The sequence below is a fragment of the Curvibacter sp. GW821-FHT09D12 genome (genome assembly GCF_059416245.1).
Window position 1 is genome coordinate 48,713 of record NZ_JBWKOU010000003.1, and the last position, 17,754, is coordinate 66,466.

Sequence of the window (17,754 nt, forward strand, 5' to 3'; positions counted from 1 at the left end):
TGGGGGGCTGCAATTGACCCTGTGCATCCGCTGGCCCTGGGCTGCCAGCCCACGGAGACCCTGATGACCTCGAGCACCTGTGAGCCTGCGACGCGACCTGCTGCCCCGGTGGTTCTGCTGGTGGACGACCAGCGCGTCAACCTGATCCTGCTGCGTGGCCTGCTGAGCCCGGCCTACCAGGTGCTGGAGGCCGATTCCGGCGCCCTGGCGCTGACACTGGCTGCCGCCAGCCCGCGGCCCGACCTGATCCTGCTCGACATCATGATGCCCGACATGGATGGCTACGAGGTGTTGCGGCGCCTGCGCTCCGACCCGGCAACCTGTGAGATCCCGGTCATCTTCGTGACCGCCATGACCGACGAGAACGACGAGCGGGTGGGCCTGACGCTGGGGGCGGTTGACTACCTGACCAAGCCCTTTCGCTCGCCCATCCTGATGGCCCGGGTGCGCACCCAGCTGGAGCTCAAGCAGGGCCGCGACGAACTGCAGTTGCGCAACGACAGCCTGGAGGCCGCCGTGCAGCAGCGCACGCAAAGCCTGTCCGAAGCCCTGGCCCGCCAGCGTGAACTCAACCAGCGCCTGGAGCAGGCGCAGCTGCAGTTGCTGCAGTCCGAAAAAATGGCCTCGCTGGGGCAGTTTGCGGCCGGTGTGGCGCACGAAATAAACAACCCGATCAGCTTTGTGCGCTCCAACCTGGGCACGCTCAAGGGCTATGTCGACGATGTGCTGGCCCTGTTGCAGGCCGGTGATGCGGTGTGCCAGCAGGCCGCGGCGAGCCCGGCCCGGGCCGACTACCTGCGCCTGTGCCAAGACAAGGATTTGCCCTACCTGCGCGAGGATCTGGCGCTGATGCTGGACGAAAGCCGCGACGGGCTTGACCGGGTGAGCCGCATCGTGGCCGACCTGAAGAACTTCTCGCGCTTCGGTCGCGAGGACTGGGCCTGGGCCGACCTGCACGAAGGCCTGCAGGCCACCCTGCGCCTGATGGCCGGCCAGTTTCCGCCGGGCTGCGAGGTGCAGCTGGAACCCGCACCCGAGATGCCGCTGGTCCATTGCATCGCCCCGCAGCTGAATCAGGTGTTTATGAACCTGCTGACCAATGCCGTGCAGGCCTTGCAGGGGCCTGGCTGCATCCGCATTGCCACACGCCGGCTGGACGAGGCGCGTGTCGAACTGCGTTTTGAGGACACCGGGCCCGGCATCGCGGCCGAGCACCTGGGCCGCATCTTCGACCCCTTTTTCACCACCCAGGCGGTGGGGCAGGGCATGGGCCTGGGCCTGTCGATCAGCTGGGGCATCGTGCACCGGCATGCGGGCCAGCTGACGGCGCACAACCGCGAGCAGGGCGGTGCTTGCTTTGTCCTGCAATTGCCGCTGGATCCACAGGCTGAGCCGGCAGAAGGCGGCCCACGCGCCGACGCCCTCGGCCAGACCACTCCCGTACAGCTTCACACCGAAGGCGTCTCATGAACCTGTCTACCGTCTTGCCCCTGAGCTTCATCACCTCACCCGACGAGGTGCTGCGGGCCTACGACATGCACTTCCAGCCCACCCAGGTGCTGGTCTCGGTGCTGCTGGCAGTCTTTGCGGCCTGCTGCGCGCTGGAGATGGCCAACCAGAAGACTCACCGCCCTCGGTGGATCGCCCTGGGGGCGCTGATGCTGGGCCTGGGCACCTGGGCCATGCATTTCATCGGCATGACGGCCCTGCGCCTGGCCTGCGGTATTCAGTATGAGCCCTGGTTGACGGCACTGTCGGTGCTGCCGGGGGTGGCGGCTGCGGCCGTGGCCCTGCAGGTTGCCGCACGCGACCGTGCGGGCCCGGCCACTTTATGGCTGGCGGGCAGCGTGATGGGGGCAGGCGTGGGCCTGATGCACTACCTGGGCATGGCCGCGATGCGCCTGGACGGGGTGCTGCGCTATGACAGCGGGCTGTTCATGCTGTCGATCGTGGCGGCGGTGTTGCTGGCCATCGGGGCGCTGTGGCTGCGCCAGCGGCTGCTGGGCACGCGTCTGGGGCGGCACCCTTTCCTGGGCTCCTTGGCCGGCGGGGCGGTGCTTGGCCTGGCCATCTCGGCCATGCATTACACCGCCATGGCGGGTGCATATTTTCTGCCCGGCCCGGCGGGGGCCTCGGGTGTCTCCGGGTTCACCGACCCGACCGCCCTGGCCACGGTGGTGGGCTTGTTGACCGTGCTGCTGCTGCTCGGCGGCCTGGCCTTTCTGGTGGCCTCGGCCCGCATCTCGATGGCCCGTCAGCGTGCGGAGGCCATGCAGGCCATGCTGCGCAAGGTGACCGCGGTGCTCGACAACATGGGCGATGGCCTGCTGGTGACCGACGGCCAGGGCCGCATCACCCAGGTGAACCCGGCCCTGCTGGCCTTGTATGGCCTGGACGATGAGAGCGGCTCACCCGTGGCGGGCCAGCCCGTGAGCGCCCTGTTTGGCGACGAAGTGGCCGATTTTGTGGGGCGGGCCTTGGACACGCCGCGCGCCAGTGCCTCCCTGACGGCCGAGGTGGCGGTGTTGGACAGCCGGGTTGCACGGGTGGTTGCCACCGTGTTGGGCCAGGACAGCGGCCTGGCCCAGCCGGGGCCGCAAGGTCTGGTCATCACCTTCCGTGACATCACCCATGAGGTGGAGGTGTCGCGCATGAAGACCGATTTCATCGCCAATGTGTCGCACGAACTGCGCACCCCGCTCACCTCGGTGCTGGGCTTTGCCAAGGTGATCCGCAAGCAGTTCCAGCGCAGCGTGCTGCCGGCGCTGAACCCCGAGGACAGCAAGGTGATCTCGGTGGTCGAGAAGATCCAGTCGCAGCTCGACATCATCGTGTCCGAGGGCGAGCGTCTGACCAATCTGATCAACGACGTGCTTGACCTGACCAAGATCGAAGCGGGCAAGATCGAATGGCGTGATGAACCCGTGGACATGGGCGCCTTGTTGCAACGGGCGGTGGATGCCACGGCCGCCCTCTACCAGCCGCGGGCGCTGCCCCTGCAACTGGAGGTGGCCCGCCCCTTGCCGCTGCTGCGCGGCGATCCGGATCGCCTGCTGCAGGTGATCATCAACCTGCTGTCCAATGCCGCCAAGTTCACTGAACACGGCGAGGTGCGTTGCTGGGCGCGCCTGGAGGGCGGGCGCCTCACGGTGGCGGTGGCCGATCAGGGCTGCGGCATCAGCGATTTTGATCAACAGCAGCTGTTCGAGCGCTTCCGCCAGGTCGGCAATACCCTGACCGACAAACCACGAGGCACCGGGCTGGGCCTGGCCATCAGCAAGCAGGTGATCGAACACCACCGGGGCGAGATCTGGGTGGAAAGCCAGATCGGCCAGGGCAGCACCTTCTACTTTGCGTTGCCCCTGCCCGATGAGGCCTTGGCTGGGGGCGCGGCGCAGGCACCCGACGCCCCGCCGGCCAGCGCCCTGGCTGCCCTGAGCGAGGGCCCGCGCACCATTTTGGTGGTGGACGATGAGACCAACATCCGTGCCTTGCTGAGGCTGGAGCTGGAGGCCGTGGGCTACGGGGTGCACGAGGCCGCCGATGGCCTGCAGGCCATTCGGCAGGTGAAGCAGGCGCCGCCCGATCTGATTCTGCTCGACGTGATGATGCCCGGCATGAGCGGCTTCGAGGTGGCCGCGGTGTTGCGCTCCATGCCTGAGGCCAACAAGATCCCCATCATCATCCTCAGCATCGTGGATGACCGCGCCCGTGGCCGTGCGGTGGGGGCGGACAGCTACTTGTCCAAGCCCATCAACATGGAAGTGCTGCTGCCCGAAATCGATGGCCTGCTGCGACGGCGCGAATCCACCAAGCGCATGTTGCTGGTGGACGATGGCGAAGCACCCGTGGTGGCCGTGACCCAGATGCTGCGGGCCAAGGGTTACCAGGTGGAGGTGCTGGGCCCCGAGGTGCAGCGTGGTGAGCGGGCGGCGGCCTTGCCGGAGATGATGGTGGTGTTCTCGTCCTCTGAAGACCCCCTGCATGTGGCCTCGTCGATGCAGGCGGCGCGGGAGGGCGAGCGGGTGTACCTCGTGGTGACCGGTTCTGTGCCGGCCCTGCCTGACGCATGATCGCCCGCGCCACCCGCCGCGCCCTGAACCGGCCGGCGCTGGGCCAGGCGCTGGGCCGTGTGGCCCAGGCACTGGACAGCGCCTGGTGCGTGATGGATGAGCAGGGCGAAGCCGTTGCAGGACAGATCGGCCAGGCTGAGCCGGCCTGCGCCTGGCCACGGGTGCCGCTGGACAGCCTGCTGCCCGAGCGCTTGTGGCTGGCGGCCCCTTTGCATGCGCCCGCGCTCGCCGCGGCCATGAATGGTTTGCTGATGCAGGAGGAAGAGCGCCGGCTGCTGGTGGAGGAGGCGCTGGCCAAGTACCGCGAGATCAATCTGCTGTTCCGGGTGCACGAGGTGATCAACCACCACATGCCGGCTCGTGAGGTGTTGCAGGCGCTGCGCCACGAGGCTGCGCGCCTGATCCCGGGCCTGCCGCTGGAGGTCTTGCTGCTGAGCACCGATGCCAACCTGCTGGCGCAGGGCCTGGGCCCCGAGCAAGGCCTGCACACGCCCGCGGCCGCGCCCTGGGGCGGCGAGGTGGCGCAGCGCGCCTGTGCCATGCGCCAGGCCGACATCGTGAACGCGGGCGAAGCCTTGCCCGCGGCCCTGGGCGAGGGGAGTCTGATGGTGGCCCCCATGGTCACCCCGCGCGCAGAACTGGGCGCCTTGCTGGTGGGCAGCCGCCAGGCGGTGGTGTTTCAGGCCAACCACCTCAAACTGCTGGTCACCCTGGCGGCCCATGGCGCCGTGGTGCTGGAGAACGCGCTGCTGACCGACCAACTGCGTGGGGCCCTGGACCGGGCCGAGAGCGCCAACCGATCGAAGAACGCTTTCTTGCGCAACATGGGCCACGAACTGCGCACCCCGATGAACGCGATCCTGGGGTTTTCGGACCTGCTGGCGCTGCGCTTGCAGGAACCCGATAGCCTGGAGTTTGCGCGCAGCATCCAGAACTCAGGCCGTCATTTGCACGGCATGCTCAATGACATCCTGGAAATATCGCGTGGCGACGACGACGGGCCGCGGCGCCTGAGTGCCTTCAGCGTGGTTGACCTGCTGCAGGCGGTGGTGGCGGCCGAGCGGCCGGCGGCACAGGCCAAGGGCCTGCAGTTGCAAACCCGGATCGATCCGGAGCTGGAGGCGGGGGCCCTCGGGGAGGTCAATCGCCTGCGTCAGGTGCTGCGCCACCTGCTGGGCAATGCCGTCAAGTTCTCCAGTCAGGGGCTGATCACGGTGGAGGCCGCCCTGCAAGACGGCGCGGCCGGTGCCCCCCGGCTGGTGTTCAGCGTCCAGGATCAGGGCGAGGGCATTCCGGCCGAACACATGGCGCGCATTTTCGCCAGCTTCGAGCAGGGCGATGGCGAGCGCGGGCGTCGCCACGAAGGCGTGGGCCTGGGCCTGACCGTCTGCAAGTACCTGGTGGAGCGCATGGGGGGCGAACTGGGCGTGGACAGTGTGCCGGGCCAGGGCAGCCGTTTCTGGTTTCGGGTCGGGATGGAATGGCCTGGCCACGAGGCCGCGAATTGAACAAGGAACACGATGGAAACCACCGTATTGATTGTGGATGACGAGCCCCATATCCGCATGCTGCTGGAGGAGAGCCTGGTCGATCTGGAGGACCAGGGGATCGGCCTGTTGAGCGCGTGCAATGGGCGCGAGGCGCTGGACTTGATCGAGGCGCATCGGCCGCGCCTGGTGCTGCTGGATGTGATGATGCCCGAGCTCAGTGGCTACGAGGTGTGCCAGCAGGTGCGTGCCAACCCGGCGCTGGCCGGGGTCTACATCCTGATGCTGACGGCCAAGGGGCAGGAGGCCGATCGCTTGCGCGGCCTGGAGGCCGGGGCGGACGACTACGCCACCAAACCCTTCGATCCGGACGACATGCTGGCGCGGGTGCAGCGGGTGCTGGCCCTGGGCTGAGGCGGCGGCCCCGGTGGGTTTCAGCCCGGTGGCGGCGGCTTGGGGTGGCGCTCCAGCAGGGCCAGGGCTTCGGCCAGGTCAAAGGCCTCCATGGCTTGCGCCAACTGCCGTGTCAGGGCCGGATCGGCTTGCTGCAGGGCAGGGCGCAGGGCCTCGAAGGCTTCGGCCGCGTCCAGGTCGTCGCTGGCCAGTTGTCGGCGCCAATGGGCCAATGGCTCCGCCAGATGGGTCAGCGAGCCGGCGGGGGCCTGGGGCAGCGGACTGGGGGCTGGCGTGCTGGCCGTCCCGTCCGGGCCCAGGCGTTGCAGAATGGATTGGCAGCTTTCATCAAGGGCCTGTTGCAGTGCCAGGAGCACGGCCTGGGTGTTGGCCGCATCAATGTCCGGGGCGGCTTCGGGCGAATGTTTGAACGCTTGCTCGGCAGCCTGGGCCAGGCGCTGGACCCGCTCCAGTCCGAGCATGCCCCCCAGCCCCTTGAGCGTGTGCAGCCTGCGCTGGCCTGCCTCGTGCTCGCCTTGCTGAATTTCGTCGCGCAGCTTCAGCAGGTCCTGGCCATGTTCGGTGGCAAAACGCAGCAGGAAGTTGCGCAGGCGCTGCTGGTCACCGCGCATCGAGCGCAGGCCGGCGTCCAGTTGCAGGCCTTCGACCAGGTGCAGGCGCTGGCGCAACTCGGTATCGCCCAGCGCCGGCATCGAGGCGGTGCCGGGGCTGGACACGGGCGGCGTGTCTGCCTTGTCTGGCGCCCGCAGGGCTGCGGGCAGCCACTTGGCCAGGGTCTGGGCCAGCAGGGTCGGGTCCACGGGTTTGGGGATGTGGTCGTTCATGCCGGCGGCCAGCGCCACGGCACGGTCTTCGGCAAAGGCATTGGCCGTCATGGCCAGGATGGGGGTGCTGGCCCAGCCGGGCAACTGGCGGATCTGGCGCGTGGCCTCCAGGCCATCCATGACCGGCATCTGCACATCCATCAGCACCAGTTCGTAGGCCTGGTGCCGGGCCTGCTCGAGGGCCTGCAGGCCATCGCAGGCCAGGTCCACGGCAAAGCCCAGGTCCTTGAGCAGTTCCAGGGCCACTTCCTGGTTCATGGCATTGTCTTCAGCCAGCAGCAGGCGGTGGCCGGGGGCGAACCGGGGCTGGGCCTGGGCCGGGTGAGGCGCTGTGCCCAGGTTGCCACGACCCTGGGCCAGGGTGGCCGAGATGGTGTCGGCCAGCAAGGCGGGCAACACCGGTTTGGGGATGAAGGCGGCAAAGATGCCGTCATCCTTGACCTCGCTGGGGCAGCCGCTGCTGCCGCTGACCAGGATGCACACGGGCTGCTGGCGCAAGGGCAGTTGCTGGATGCGTTCGCAGGTTTGCGATCCATTGAGGCCGGGCATGAGCCAGTCGGAGAACACCATCAGGTAGGGGTCGCCTTGCGCGTCGGCCTGGGCCACCATCTCCAGGGCCAGGGCGCCCGAGCTGGCCCGATCGACCCGGGCGGACAAGCCCTGCAACAGGTCGCCCAGGGCTTCGCGGGCCTCTTCCATGTCATCAAGCACCAGCACGCGGCTGCGCGGTGGCAGGGGCATGATGCCGTTGACAGGGCTGTCGGGGGCTGATTCGAAGGGCGCTTCGAGCCAGAAGGTGCTGCCCTGGCCCGGTTGACTGCTGACACCGACCTGGCCGCCCAGCAAATCGGCCAGGCGCCGGCTGATGGCCAGGCCCAGGCCGGTCCCGCCATACAGCCGCGTGGTGGAAACGTCGGCCTGCTGGAAGGCGTTGAACAGGCGGGTTTGCTGATCGGCGGTGATGCCGATGCCGGTGTCTCTCACCTCGAAGCGCAGCCACTGGTGGCCATCGCCCCGGTCGGGCAGCACGCTGCCGCGCAGGCGCACGCTGCCATGCTCGGTGAACTTGACGGCGTTGTTGGCAAAGTTGAGCAGCACCTGGCCCAGGCGCACACCGTCACCATGCAGCATGCGGGGCAGGCTGCCGATTTCGGCCACCAGCTCCAGCCCCTTGGCCTCGGCTTTTTCGGTGACCAGCGCAAACACGTTGGAGACCACGCGTTCGAGCTGGAAGTCGGTCGGGTCCAGGGTCATCTTGCCGGCCTCGATCTTCGAGAAGTCGAGGATGTCATTGATGATGGACAGCAGGTGCATGGCCGCATCCGACAGCTTGTCCAGCTGCTGCGCCTGGCGTTCGCTCAAGGGGGCGCGGCGCACCAGGTGGGCCAGGCCGATGATCGCGTTCATGGGCGTGCGGATCTCGTGGCTCATGTTGGCCAGGAAGCTGCTCTTGGCGCGGTTGGCACTTTCGGCCATGTCGCGGGCGCGGCGCAGCTCTTCGGCATGGCGGTGCTCGGCCGTCACGTCTTCGATGATGCCGATGATGGCGTTGGGGAACTCGGGAATGTCGATGCGCGCATTGGTCAGGCGGGCCCAGAAACGGCTGCCGTCGCGCCGGCGCATTTCCTGCTCGCGCACATGGGGGCCCAGTTGATCAAGCTGGCGCTCGATCAACTGGCCTGCCGCTTCGTAGTCGGCATCGCTGCCGTACCACAACCGGGTGCTCTGGTTGAGCAGCGCCCCCGGGGGGTAGCCGAAAATCTCTTCGACCTTGCGGTTGCAGCGCAACACCCGGCGCGACTGCAGGATCACGATGCCCGCGGTGGCGTGGTCGAAGATGCCGCGCAGCTCGCTGTTGGCCGAGCGCAATTGCAAGGTCTGCTCTGACAGGCGCCGGCTGGCCTCCTCCAGGCTGGCCGTGCGCTCGATCACCCGCTGTTCCAATTGCTCACGATGGCGTTGCAGTTCCCGCTCGGTGTTCTTGCGCTCGGTCACGTCCATCCAGACGCCGGTGAGGCAGGCCCGCCCGTCCAGTTGCAGGGGGCGCATGGAGATCCAGAATTCACGCACCTCGCCCTGTTTGTTGCGGCGCTGGTTTTCGAACTCCAGGCCGTTCTCGGACACGATGCGCTGCACGACGGCGTCGACTTGCGCGGGGCTCAGGTGGGCTTGCAGGTCATAGATGCTCAGCCGGGCAAATTCGTCGCGCTCGTAGCCCATGGCCTGGCAGGCCGCCTCATTGAAGCTGATGAAGCCCAGGGTGGCCTGGTCGACCAGCACGATGCCGATGGGGGCCTGGCTGACGATGCTGGCGTATTGGCGTTCCCGGTCGGCCAGGGCTTGCTGGGCCTGGTGCAGGGCCGTGATGTCGCGGCCCACGCCCAGCACGCCCAGCAGCTGGCCCTGCGCGTCGCGGATGGGGGTTTTGATGGCGGTCACCAACTCGCGGTGGCCATCGGCAAAGGTGCGCCAGTGCGGCGGCAGCTCGTAGCGGCCGGTGTCGACGGCGATCTGATCGCCGCTGAGGTAGAGCGCCGCCACTTCAGGAGAGAACAGGTCTTGATCGCGCAGACCCCGCAGGGATTCGGGGCTGCGCCCGGTCTGCTGCAGAAAGCGCTGGTTGAACACCTGGTAGGCGCCGTCGGGGTCTTTCAGCCAGACCAGATCGGGCATGCCCTGGATCAGGGCTCGCAGTTGGCTGCGCTCGGCGTCCAGTGCGTCCTGGGCAGCGCGGCGCTGCAGTCGGGCGTCGCGGTAGGCCAGCACGGCGCGGGTCATGTCGCCCAGCAGGCCATGCCGGCGGGCACTGGCCACGAGTTCGGTGAACAGCGGCGTGTCGCCGGGCTCGTCCCCGTGCTCGCTGAGGTGGCGAAGCGCGGCGCTGAGGCGGCCCAGGCGTCGGGCCAGCCGCACGGCCACGGCCAGCCAGAGCAGCAGCACCAGTCCTGTGGCGGTGCCACTGAGCACCAGCATGCGGGTGCGGATGGCGTCCAGCGCCTGGCCGGCCTCGGCGTTGCGCTGCTGGGCTTGTTGGGTGAGTCGCTCGTCAAACGACTGCAGTTGCAAGGCCAGCTTCACGTAATGCTCATGGGCGGTGAGCAGGTGCTGGCCGGCGAGGCGGGTGTCGATCGAGGCCAGGTCGGTGCTCATGAGCACAAAGCGTTTGAAGTCGCCGAATTCGGTCTGGGCAGCGCGCAGGGCCTGGGCCTGCGCGCTTGACAGGTCGGCCTGCCCCAGACGGGCCAGGCGTTGCTCGAACTGGGCCACCTGGTCAACGATGCGGGTGTGCAGGCGGTAGGCACCGGCCTCGTCGATGCGCCCGGCCTGGGCTTGCGCCAGCGCGTCGGTCAGCTCTTGCTGCAGGACCAGCGCTTGCAGGCTGATCGAGGAGGCCTCGCTGGCGGTGCCCAGGTCGCGCGCCTGGGCCCGGTCGTACTCGCTTCGAGTCTGTTGCAGTTCCTGTTCAGTGAACTGGTTGAACGCACCACCCAGCAGCAGGGCCAACGCCACCGGCAGAAAGAGCAGCAGCAGAAAATGCAGTTGCTTGGAGTCGGTGCGCCACTTCATGGCGTCGGCGCCGCCTTGAGCAACTGCGGCCAGAGGGCTGGGGGGATGCTGGCGAGGTATTCAAAGCCGTTGGAACCCAGTGGGCGCAGCACGACCACCGTGCCCTCGGGCTTGACGAAGTAGCCCATCAGGTCTGCCATGTTGGGGGCGTGGGCCACGATCAGCCGGTTGCTGCCTGGCGCCGGCGGCGTGCTGACCAGGCGCCGGGTGGCTTGTAGCACGGGCTTTTTCTGTTCACTGGTCAGGTTGGCGGTGTACATCAGGTCCGGGTCGGCGTGCACCGGGCCTTTGAAGTCGGGGTAGGCCAGTTTCACGGTCTCGGTGGTGCGGCACAAGGGGCTGTGGAAGATCTCAGCCACCGGGATGCGGGCCTGGCGCAGGGTGTTGCCCAGGGTGACCGCGAGACGGCGCCCCTCGTCATTGAGCACACGCTGGGTGCTGCAGTCGTCCAGGCGCAGGCCGGTGACGGCATCGGCCCGGCTGTTGTCGGTGGTGCCGTGGCGCATGTAGAGCACGTAGCCGCCGGATCGCAACTGGCTCAGGATTTCGGGTTTGGCCATGACCTCCTGAAATGGAGTCGGTGCGGGCATGGGGCTGGCATCCGCGGCCCGGGCTGCCTGGCTCGGACCCAGCAGCAGGGGCGCCACCAGCGCGGCACAGGCTGCGAGTCGTTGTAGGGCCGGTCGCGGCGATGCGGGCTCAGGCTTGATCGGCATAGTGGTCTGCAATGGTCCTGAACTCATCGAAGCGGGCCAGAAAGGCGTCGACGATGTCGGGGTCAAAATGGCGGCCTCGGCCCTCGGTGATGATTTGCCGGGTGGTGTCCATGGGCAAGGGCAACTTGTAGGGGCGGCGCGAGATCAGTGCATCGAACACATCAGCCAGGGCCATCAGGCGGGCCGGCAGAGGGATCGCTTCACCAGACAGCCCGAGGGGATAGCCACTGCCATCCCATTTTTCATGGTGGCCGGCCGCGATCTGTTGGGCGGTTTCGAGGAACTCGAGGGAAGGGCTGCTGTCGGATGTGTCTGGTGCGTCTGGTGCGTCTGGTGCGCCCGGGGCGTCCGGGGCGTCCGGGCCGGCGCCCACAGGGGTCAGCGTGGGCTCCAGTTCACGTGCACGTTCAATGGCCTCTTCAAGGGCCTGCGCTCCGATGGCCGCATGGGTCTTCATGATCTCGAACTCTTCGGGCGTGAGCCGGCCGGGCTTGAGGAGAATGGCGTCCGGAATGCCCACCTTGCCGATGTCATGCAGCGGCGCGGCCTTGGCAATGCGCTGGCGCACGTCGGGTGCGGCCAGCGCCTGGGCGAAACGAGGATGATCGAGCAGCTGGTTCATCAGCACCTCGATGTAGGCCTGGGTGCGGCGCAGGTGGTTGCCGGTCTCGTTGTCACGTTTCTCGGCCAGCGTGGCCAGGGCGAACAGGCTGAGGTTCTTGATCAACTCGTTTTCGGCCATGCGGCGACGCACCTCGGCGTCGAGAAAGGCGTTCTGGTGGGCCAGGCGGTCACGGGCCTGTTTGAGTTCGAGCTGCGCATGCACCCGGGCCAGCAGCAGTGCCGGCTTGACCGGCTTGGTCACGTAGTCGACCGCACCCAGGGCCAGACCGTGCTCTTCGTCGTCGTCGGCGTTGAGGGCGGTGACAAAGATCACCGGGATGTCGCGCCACAAGGGGGCAGCCCGCAGTTGCTCCAACACCTGGTAGCCGTTCATGTCGGGCATCATCACGTCGAGCAGGATCAGATCAGGTCGAGGTGGGTTCTGCAGCGCGAGCAGGGCACGTTGCCCCGAATTGGCCACCCGGACCTGGTAGAGCGGACGCAACATCTGACCGATGACGGAGAGGTTCTCCTTGGTGTCGTCCACCAGCAAAACCGTCGGCAAAACGCGCCCTGCAGGCGCCAAGGCGTCTGGATTCGGGGGCGAAATTGCAGGGTGCGTGTGCATCATCAGCAGAGCATGGATATTCCATTGGCTGTTTGATACAACAAGATACACGAAGCGCTTCGATAATCCAGCCCCCATCGCAATGAATCACCAGGTATCGCTGGGGTATCGAACCGAGCCGGCTGAAAATCCCGGCTTATTGCGTTGAGGCGATCTGCATGCGCCACCATTCAACGTTTTCAGACGTAGACGTCGACCTGCTGGCCCAGGCCGATCTGGGCGGCTGCTTTTTTCTGCTGCGCCTGTTGATTTTTACCGCTGGCCTGGCCGGGCCTGGATTCCTGGGCCTTCGCAGCTTTGTCCAGCTTTTCTTGCTGCTGCTGTTGTTGCAAGGCGGATATCTGGGCCTGAACCAATTGAATCTGAGCCTGCAGCAAGGCGGCACGCTTTTGCTTGGTCTTGGCGTCACCATCGGAATTGGTGATGTCCTTGAGTTGTTGAGTCAATTGCCGCAACTGCTTTTGAAGCGCGGCAATCTGGCTGGCGCTGTCGGTTCCGCCCGAGCTGGTGGTGCTTGTGACGGCGCTGCTGGAGGTGTTGGAATTGACTTGCATGCCCTTGTGTATCGGCCATATCAGCCAAAAATGAACTGATTTGGTATTTCTGATGCGGTTTCTTTGCCTGCTGCTTACAAATCGGGACCCTGGCTCGCCCGCCGCCAGACCCAACCCAGGCCCGACAAGACAAGCAAGGCCAGGACCCCATTGAGGGCCAGCGCGCTGCGCACGCCCATGAGGTGCACGCTGAACCCCGTGAGCAGGCTGCCCAGCGACAACCCACCCCGCATGGCCAGCATGAACAGGCTGACCGTCTTGCCACGCAGGTGCTCGGGTGCACTCGATTGCAGCAAGGTGTTGGCAGAGGCATTGCTCGCAGTCATGGCCACCCCGGCCAGGACAAACAAGGGGGCCATCGCGCCAGCCCAGGGGTTGATGGCGGCCAGCAACACGACCACTGCATAGGCAAGCGCAAAGCCCGTGCACCAGGGGCGTCGGTCGCGCTGGGCGTTGAACCCCAGCAAGGCGGCTGCGCCCAGCAGGCCCCCCAGACCGAGTGCGCCAGCGCTCAGGCTGAACTGGGCAGCATCGCCTTGGAAGGCCTGTTTGACCAGCACGGGGCAAAAGGTGATCAGGGGGGCGCACAGCAGGGCATTGACGAACACGGTCAGCAGGGCGCCTCGCAGCCGGGCCTGGCCCAGCACCTCGCGCAGGCCCAGCCAGAGCCTCTGGCTGCTCTGGGTCAGGGCCTGGGCGGGGGGGCGACCCGGCACCTGGGGGGGGGCCGGGGGCGTTTGCAAGCGCCGCGGCAGCACCCACAGGGCCACGCCGATGAAGGGCAGGTAGGACGCTGCGCTCACGGCAAAGGCGCCGGCCATGCCGGCACTGGCCATCAGCAGACCCGCCACCGCAGGCCCGAGGATGCGTGACAGGTTGAATTGACTGGCATTGAGGGCGATGCCCGCCGGGATCTGCTCGTGCTGGACGATGGACGGAACAATCGATTGAAACGACGGCATGGACAAGGCGTCGGTCACGCCAACCACCAGCGAGAGCAGCACCACTTCCCAGGGTTGGATCCAGCCGCCCATCACGCCTGCGACCAGCAGCAAAGGGCACAGCATCTGGATCGACTGGAACAAGGCGATGGTGCGGCGCCGATCGGCACGGTCGGCCAATTCGCCACCCACCAGGGTCAGCAGCAGGGCGGGTGCGCTGAGCGCAAAGGCATCCAGGCCCAGCATCAGGGGCGAGGCGCCCAGGCTGAGCATGAGCCAGGGCTGGGTGACCTGTTGCGCCCAGGTGCCGATGTTGGCCAACAGGCTGGCGACCCAGAAGGTGCCGAAACGCCGGCTGGTCAACAACGCCAGGGATTTTTGAAAGGCAGTTGAAGGCACAGCAGGCTCAGGGGTTGGAGATAAAAATCATAGATGAAATAAATGCGTGGCTCGTTTCATTTTTCGGACTTTGGCAGCAGTGGATTTGTGTCGCCGTTGCCACGCCGAAGATGGGGTTTTCCCTTGAGCAAAAATCCAATTCAGATTCCTTGACGTAACGCAAATGGAATAGATTGCCGCTCCGAAATCATTTTATGTTTCGTCGATCATCGACCCTGCCCCTTGAAGCTCTCAGAAGGTTATGCGCAATATCAAGCTCCATGAATCAGACCAGCATCAATTCATTTTGTTGAATGAGAGTGAACCGGGCGAGGAGGATGGGATCAGGTCCAACCAATATCTGGTGGTTCATGAGGGGCAGGGTGTGCTGCTGGATCCCGGTGGTTTTGGCGTGATGCCCCGGGTGCTGGCTGAAATGCTGCGCTATGTGCAGCCTGCCGGCATCAAAGGTGTTTTTCTCTCGCATCAGGATCCGGACATTGTCGGGGGCCTGTCGACTTGGCTGGAGTTGCTGGACGCACCGGTTTATGTGTCGAGCATCTGGATGCGGTTTTTGCCGCACTACGGGCTCAAGGACATGTCCCATTTTGTCGGGGTTCCCGACGAGGGCATGCACTGCAACGTGGCCCCTGGGTTTGATCTGGAGGTGGTGCCGGCGCATTTTCTGCACTCCGAGGGGCAGATCAATGTGTACGACCCGGTGGCCAAGGTGCTGTTCTCGGGCGACATCGGGGCGGCCATGATGCCGCCGGATCTGGACACGGCCTTTGTGGATGATCTGGCTGGGCACCTGCCCTACATCGAAGGCTTTCACCGCCGCTACATGGGATCGAACCGGGCCATCCGTTGCTGGCTGGAGACGATCGCGCACCTGGACATCGAGATGATCGCGCCCCAGCATGGGCCGGTTTACCGTGGGGCCGCGGTGGGGCAGTTTCTGGCCTGGCTGGGCGAATTGCAATGCGGCATCGATCTGCTGCAAAGCGGCGGGCGATTCGTTCGATGAGTGCCCCCATTTTCACCAACCATCTGGAGGCTTTGCGCCAGCGGGTGATGGACCGCATGGCGTCCCTGCTGGAGAGCCAGACGCGCAGCCGGGCCTTCGCCAGCAACCTGGGGGCCCTGGTTCGCCAGGTGCAGAGTGAGGTGATGGCTGAGCTGGAGGCCTTGTCCCAAGAGGCCATGCCGCACAACCTGGCGCTGCGCCTGCGCCACGTGATCGACACCTACCGCAGCCTGGAGCAGACCATGGCGCTGCTGTTGGGCGAGCGCCAGCGCCAGTGGAGCCGCAACGCCGAGCATGCCAAGACCACCTTGCTGGAGTTCAATCAGACGGTGACCGATCTGGCCTCGACGCTGATCGAGAAAGACCTTTTCGAGCGCCAGAGCCGGGTGCTGGAGCGCATCATCCTCTCGCACGAGCATGTGGCCCAGTGGAAGGCGTTTGTGCAGGAGATCCTGGCCGATTTCCATGCCATCTTCCCGTTCAACTTCTTCTACATCGCATTTGCCGAGGAGCACGGCCTGTCGCTGTTCCTGTACTACCTGGGTGACTACCCGGAAGACATGAAGAAGAGCGCGCGCGAGATGCTGTCGCGCCAGATGTTGACCGGGCTGAACCTGCCGGCCGACACCCTGCTGGAGATCGACGAGTTCGAGATTCCCGTGCCCGAGCAAAATGCGGCAGCGGATGACATCCGCATGATCACCGTGACCGTGCCCGAGCACACTCCGCGGCTGGCCGGCCTGCTGGGCGTGGCCTACGTGGGCAGCAACGAGCTGACGTCGCAGGAAGAGAGCGTGGTGCGCTCCATCCTGTCGGTGATGGTGATGGTGGTGGGCTCCAGCAAACTGTTGTCGCGCACTCTGTCCGAGCTGGAGTACTACGCCATGCACGACCCGCTGACGGGCTTGTACAACCGGCGCCAGTTCAGCAACGTGCTGGAGTACGAATTTGGCCGTTCGGAGCGTCACGGGCACGAGTTTTCGCTGCTCATGCTGGACCTGGACGATTTCAAGGACATCAACGACTCCTATGGTCATCAGGTGGGTGACGAGGCCTTGCGCGGTGTGGCCGAAATCCTGCGCACCCAGATCCGCAAGGGGGATGTGGCGGCGCGCATCGGTGGCGACGAGTTCACCGTGCTGTTGATGGAGACGGGCCGCAGCGGGGCCAGCACCGTGGCCAACCTGCTGGGGCAGGCTTTGCGCGAACGCAGCTTCACCGCGCCCGATGGCAAGCACTTTCACCTGACCGTGTCGATTGGCATCGCGGTGTACCCAGGCGACGCCGGCAATGAGGCCGATATCCTGGCCGGTGCCGATCAGGCCATGTACCGGGCCAAGGAGATGGGCAAGGACGGCGCCTGCACGCTGGAATCGCTCAAGGGCAAGGCCCACGCGGGCCGGCAGACCCGTGACTACGCCGAGCGCCTGCGCGTGGCGTTGCATCAGGAGCGCATCGTGCCGTACTTCCACAGCATCGTGGACTGCCACAGCGGCGAGCTCTTTGCCTGCGAGACCCTGGCCCGGATGGTCGAGCCCAATGGCGACATCGTGGTGGCCGGGCAGTTCATCGAGACCATCGAGAAATACGGCATGGGCCGCGAGCTGGACCGCATCGTGATCCGAAAAGCCCTGGAGGCCCAACGCCAGCGCATGCTCAGCGGCGCGCCCGACATCAAGGTGTTCCTGAACCTGTCGGCACAGGAAATCCAGGGGCGCGGCGTGCTGGCCTATGCGGAAGACCTGTGCAATGCGCTGGGCATCCCGCCCCAGTGCATCGTGTTTGAGATCCTGGAGCGCGATGCGATTGGTGACATGACCAATATGCGCACCTTTCTCACCCAGTTGCGCAGCCGGGGCTTTGCCTTTGCGCTGGACGATTTTGGCAGCGGCTACAACTCGTTCCATTACCTGCGCGAGTTGAAGTTCGAGTACGTGAAGATCGATGGCGCCTTTGTGCGCAACATCCTCAACTCGAAGATCGACTATGCCCTGGTCCATAACCTGTCGCGTCTGTGCCAGGACATCGGCATCCTGACCGTGGCCGAGTTTGTCGAGAGCGACGACATCCTGCAGGCGCTGCGTGAGATGGGCATCAATTACGCCCAGGGCTACCGCATCAGCCTGCCCACCCGGGACATGCCGCTGACGGCCTCTCCGCGTCTCAGCAGCGAGGCCTGAGGCACCCTGGCCCGGGTCGAAGGCCGGCGAGCGAGCGCGGCTGGCGCGCGTTCGCCTGCCAAGGGCGAGGTGAGGGCAAGGGCTCCTTTCGTCGGATGGTGCGACCGTGTGCTTCGCAAAGCGCACACACCTGCGCCATCGCGAGGCACGATAGACACCGAGCGGTCGGTGCCAATGACTGAATGGCGCACAAAACTATCAAAAATCAAAGTCGTTCGTATTTTTCTATTGTGATGATAATGATTTTGGAGTGATATTTTTGTGGTTTTAAGCGGCTTGGGCTTCAGAATGGAGACCGCTGGATAGTGATCAACAAGACGCAGCTTGGCCCCGCCTCCATTGGCATGCCAGGGCCATCGCAT

General features: G+C 65.7%; 11 protein-coding genes. 6 read left to right on the forward strand and 5 right to left on the reverse strand.

Annotation, left to right across the window (positions count from 1 at the left end):
• Positions 1-63: 63 nt before the first annotated feature.
• Genes AC07PT_RS05210 through AC07PT_RS05225 form a run of 4 tightly spaced genes read left to right on the forward strand, consistent with a single transcriptional unit; the run spans position 64 to position 5,974 of the window.
• Entirely contained in the window at positions 64-1,470 is a 1,407-nt protein-coding gene (locus tag AC07PT_RS05210) for a sensor histidine kinase (protein WP_494656005.1), read from the forward strand.
• Entirely contained in the window at positions 1,467-4,073 is a 2,607-nt protein-coding gene (locus tag AC07PT_RS05215) for an MHYT domain-containing protein (protein WP_492345409.1), read from the forward strand. Before AC07PT_RS05210 ends, AC07PT_RS05215 begins: the two co-directional genes overlap by 4 nt.
• Positions 4,070-5,581 carry a sensor histidine kinase gene (locus tag AC07PT_RS05220; RefSeq protein ID WP_494656006.1) on the forward strand — a complete coding sequence of 504 codons (1,512 nt, stop codon included), beginning with the start codon at positions 4,070-4,072 and terminating at the stop codon, positions 5,579-5,581. Before AC07PT_RS05215 ends, AC07PT_RS05220 begins: the two co-directional genes overlap by 4 nt.
• Positions 5,582-5,593: 12 nt before the next feature.
• Positions 5,594-5,974, forward strand: a complete 381-nt coding sequence (locus AC07PT_RS05225) for a response regulator transcription factor (RefSeq protein WP_492345411.1) — start codon at positions 5,594-5,596, stop codon at positions 5,972-5,974.
• Between the two features lie 20 nt (positions 5,975-5,994).
• Here AC07PT_RS05225 and AC07PT_RS05230 read toward each other — a convergent pair whose 3' ends face one another.
• The 5 genes from AC07PT_RS05230 to AC07PT_RS05250 form a co-directional block, all read right to left on the reverse strand.
• The gene (locus AC07PT_RS05230; protein ID WP_494656007.1) at positions 5,995-10,365 is read right to left on the reverse strand and encodes a PAS domain-containing hybrid sensor histidine kinase/response regulator; all 4,371 of its coding nucleotides are present in this window, start codon (positions 10,363-10,365) and stop codon (positions 5,995-5,997) included.
• Complete coding sequence (locus AC07PT_RS05235) at positions 10,362-11,081, reverse strand: histidine phosphatase family protein (protein WP_492345413.1); 720 nt, start codon at positions 11,079-11,081, stop codon at positions 10,362-10,364. Before AC07PT_RS05235 ends, AC07PT_RS05230 begins: the two co-directional genes overlap by 4 nt.
• Positions 11,065-12,249, reverse strand: coding sequence for a response regulator (locus AC07PT_RS05240; protein ID WP_494656008.1), 1,185 nt, complete (start codon positions 12,247-12,249; stop codon positions 11,065-11,067). Before AC07PT_RS05240 ends, AC07PT_RS05235 begins: the two co-directional genes overlap by 17 nt.
• Before the next feature lie 242 nt (positions 12,250-12,491).
• Positions 12,492-12,866, reverse strand: a complete 375-nt coding sequence (locus tag AC07PT_RS05245; RefSeq protein WP_492345415.1) for a FlxA-like family protein — start codon at positions 12,864-12,866, stop codon at positions 12,492-12,494.
• A 74-nt stretch (positions 12,867-12,940) separates the two neighbouring features.
• Entirely contained in the window at positions 12,941-14,206 is a 1,266-nt protein-coding gene (locus AC07PT_RS05250; RefSeq protein ID WP_494656009.1) for an MFS transporter, read from the reverse strand.
• A 241-nt stretch (positions 14,207-14,447) separates the two neighbouring features.
• Between AC07PT_RS05250 and AC07PT_RS05255 the strand changes: the two genes are divergently transcribed.
• Positions 14,448-15,212 carry an oxygen-binding di-iron domain-containing protein gene (locus AC07PT_RS05255; protein ID WP_494656010.1) on the forward strand — a complete coding sequence of 255 codons (765 nt, stop codon included), beginning with the start codon at positions 14,448-14,450 and terminating at the stop codon, positions 15,210-15,212.
• A complete protein-coding gene (locus tag AC07PT_RS05260) occupies positions 15,209-17,392 on the forward strand; it encodes a putative bifunctional diguanylate cyclase/phosphodiesterase (protein ID WP_492345418.1) in 2,184 nt (727 codons plus the stop codon). The genes AC07PT_RS05255 and AC07PT_RS05260 overlap by 4 nt, the downstream gene beginning before the upstream one ends.
• The last annotated feature ends 362 nt before the right edge of the window (positions 17,393-17,754 follow it).